At 39.8% G+C, this 2500-nt stretch carries 1 protein-coding gene and 3 rRNA genes (2 of these 4 only partly in view); all 4 read right to left on the reverse strand.

The window, feature by feature from the left end; genetic code table 11:
- Positions 1–554, reverse strand: a 16S ribosomal RNA gene (locus ACU4C5_RS04615) (it extends 966 nt beyond the left edge of the window).
- 666 nt (positions 555–1220) lie between these two features.
- Entirely contained in the window at positions 1221–1415 is a 195-nt protein-coding gene (locus tag ACU4C5_RS04620) for a hypothetical protein (protein WP_446845026.1), read from the reverse strand.
- Positions 1416–1593: 178 nt separating this feature from the next.
- Positions 1594–1703, reverse strand: a 5S ribosomal RNA gene (rrf, locus tag ACU4C5_RS04625).
- Between the two features lie 121 nt (positions 1704–1824).
- Positions 1825–2500: ribosomal RNA gene (locus ACU4C5_RS04630) — 23S ribosomal RNA — on the reverse strand (it continues 2157 nt past the right edge of the window).

A 2500-nucleotide genomic window follows, 5' to 3' on the forward strand; every position in this document is an offset into this window, starting at 1 on the left:
GATTCCGGATAACGCTTGGATCCTCCGTATTACCGCGGCTGCTGGCACGGAGTTAGCCGATCCTTATTCTTACAGTACCGTCAAGCTCCCTCACGAGGGAGTGTTTCTTCCTGTATAAAAGCAGTTTACAACCCATAGGGCAGTCATCCTGCACGCGGCATGGCTGGATCAGAGTTGCCTCCATTGTCCAATATTCCTCACTGCTGCCTCCCGTAGGAGTCTGGTCCGTGTCTCAGTACCAGTGTGGGGGATCCCCCTCTCAGGGCCCCTATCTATCGTAGCCATGGGGTGCCGTTACCACTCCATCTAGCTAATAGAACGCATAGCCATCTTTTACCGATAAATCTTTAATTCTAAATTAATGCTAATCTAAAATACTATAAGGTATTAATCTTCATTTCTAAAGGCTATCCCTCTGTAAAAGGTAGGTTCTATACGCGTTACGCACCCGTGCGCCGGTCGTCATCTGTGCAAGCACAATGTTACCCCTCGACTTGCATGTGTTAAGCCTGCCGCTAGCGTTCATCCTGAGCCAGGATCAAACTCTTCATCGTTAAATTTTTAAGTGTTTCCACTATTGTCTTAACAATTAATAGGAATTAATGTGTACTCAAAATTTTTATTCTCTTTTTGTAATTAACCGTTTCCAGTTAATCACTTACGCTGTCAATTCAATATGTTAATGAACTTTTTATCTTATCTTTTCTTAAAACGTTGCCGTTTTAAGCGGCTGCAAACATACAACCCTTTTTTAACTTCCACAATGTTTTTTATTAGTTTTTTAATAAAGTTTTTAAAACCTTATCTTAACATTTAATAAACATCTTCCTGAAAGAACTTTCCCTTAAAACGTTGCCGTTCTAAGCGGCTGCAAATATACACCTATTTTAATCCCTAATCCTAACCTTTTTTAACTTTATTTCTATTTATTTACTTAATGGCTACGGGTGAGTACTTTATAAATATACGACGGTTTTGTTTTGTTTGAAATCTATCTGTTAGCGTTAATTTCGACATTAAAAATAGATATGATATAGTGAGTGATTCTTTGAAATGACTTTATACATTATATATATGTTACCCGAGTGAATTTGATTTTCTTCTAGCAATAGAGTGCGTGTCTTTATAATTTCAACAGAAAAATGAAATGACTACTATATATAGTGTGCTGAATATTTAGTGAGTGAATTGCTTCTGTAGCTTTTTGATGTGAAAAAATCTTACTTTATAATAGACGGATATTTTTCTTTAATCTTATCTAAACATAAATTCCCTATACTTCCTTCGTGCGTATGTTTTTTAGAAATATCTGGTTTATAAGTTCCGTTTTCAACCTCACCTCCTATTTTTTGATATGCTTCTCTAAATACCACCACCACCGTCATTCTATAAATACTAAACAGTAGTCTTAGCACTGGTGATAATTGGGTAGTAAGTAACCCAAAAAAGCCAATACATTTACGTATGGGCTTTTTTTTATGTTTTTTTTTGTGTGCTGTTGTTTCTTTTATTGAGTTATGTGGAGTTTTTAATAGTCTTTCCTAAAAAAAAGGCATAAAAAAAGTCCTTCATATTACTATGAAGGACTCTTAAAAAAGGCGATGACCTACTCTCCCACAATAATGCAGTACCATCGGCGCAAATGGGCTTAACTTCTCTGTTCGGAATGGTAAGAGGTGAGCCCCATCGCTATAACCACCTTAAATCTTTGGTTGTTATTAATAAGCAACACTAATATCTTAACATATTGAAAAAACGATCATATAGATCACATACATAATAATAAATATTTTTAATAATCCTGTACTTTATAAAAAACAGGCGTACAATAAGCCTATGGGTTATTAGTACTACTTGGCTATGACATTACTGCCTTTACACCTATAGCCTATCAACGTGGTAATCTCCCACGACCCTTTAAAGAAATCTCATCTTGTGGTAGGTTTCGCGCTTATATGCTTTCAGCGCTTATCCTTTCCCAACGTAGCTACTCTGCAATGCTCCTGGCGGAACAACAGATACACCAGAGGTTAGTCCAACTCGGTCCTCTCGTACTAGAGTCAGATCCACTCAAATTTCTAACGCCCACTGTAGATAGAGACCGAACTGTCTCACGACGTTCTGAACCCAGCTCGCGTGCCACTTTAATGGGCGAACAGCCCAACCCTTGGGACCTTCTCCAGCCCCAGGATGTGACGAGCCGACATCGAGGTGCCAAACCCCCCCGTCGATATGAGCTCTTGGGGGAGATCAGCCTGTTATCCCCGGCGTACCTTTTATCCTTTGAGCGATGGCCCTTCCATGCGGAACCACCGGATCACTATGCTCTACTTTCGTACCTGATCGACCTGTATGTCTCTCAGTCAAGCTCCCTTATGCCATTGCACTCTACGCACGGTTACCAAGCGTGCTGAGGGAACCTTTAGAAGCCTCCGTTACTCTTTTGGAGGCGACCACCCCAGTCAAACTACCCACCAAGCACTGTCCCTTCATTGAAGGT

The organism is Lacinutrix undariae, assembly GCF_052934785.1.